A 1,127-nucleotide genomic window follows, 5' to 3' on the forward strand; every position below is an offset into this window, starting at 1 on the left:
GATGTAATAGTCCTTAACGATCCCTATATTTCAGGTACTCATTTAAATGATGTTATGATGGTAAGTCCAATCTATTGCTCTGATAAACTAGTTGGCTATGCTGTAAATAAGGCACATCATGTTGACGTAGGCGGGCCTGTACCTGGTAGCATAAATCCCAATGCTACAACATTATACGAGGAAGGACTAATTATACCTCCTACATACTTAATGGAAAAAGGGAAGTTGAATAGGGATGTCCTAGATTTAATCCTAAGTAACTTCAAGTCACCTTATACATCGATAGGAGATCTTAATGCCCAAATTGCTGCCAATAGACTAGGTATTTTAAGAGTTTCCCAGCTAATCGATAAATATGGTTTAGAAAGCGTGAGAAGAGGGTGGGAAGAATCAATTACTTATAGTAGAGAATTATCTCTTAAGGAAATTGAAAAATGGCCTAAGGGAACCTATAGTGCAGTTGATTACCTGGAGGGTATAGATGGAAATCTAATAAAGATAAAGGTAAATGTTACGATAAGTGAAGATAAGATAATAGCTGATTTTAACGGGACTGATCCCCAATTACCTCAGCCATTAAATGCGGTATACGGTGTTACATTTTCAGCAACAACGTTTGTTATAAGGTCGTTAATAGGAAAAGAAATTCCAACAAATGAGGGATTCTATAGTCTAATCGATGTGCGTGCTAGTGAGGGCTTACTCGTTAATCCAATAAAACCGGCACCTGTTTCCGGTGGAAATGTTGAAACAACTCAAAGGATAGCTGATACCGTTTTTAAGTCACTGTCAGGTGTATTACCAGATAAGGTACCTGCAGCCGGATCTGGGACAATGATGAATGTAATGCTAGGTGGATATTATAAAGGAAGTTATTGGGCACATTACGAAACTATAGGTGGCGGTACTGGAGGAAGAGCTAATAAGGATGGCGTTTCAGGCGTTCACGTTAATATGACCAATACACTAAATACTCCAATTGAGATAGCTGAGAAAGATTATCCGTTACTCTTTACCGCTTACCATATAAGATATAGAAGTGGAGGGGATGGAAAACATAAAGGTGGAGATGGTATAGTAAGAGCTTTCAAAATACTAGCAGAAACAAAGCTTTCAATACTTGGTGA

General features: G+C 38.1%; 1 protein-coding gene. It reads left to right on the forward strand.

Annotated elements, in window-relative coordinates:
- Positions 1 to 1,127, forward strand: a 1,127-nt coding sequence (locus CM19_RS00095; protein WP_048098431.1) for a hydantoinase B/oxoprolinase family protein, incomplete at both ends; no start/stop codon positions are given.

Source organism: Candidatus Acidianus copahuensis (assembly GCF_000632495.1).
Lineage (GTDB): Archaea > Thermoproteota > Thermoprotei_A > Sulfolobales > Sulfolobaceae > Acidianus > Acidianus copahuensis.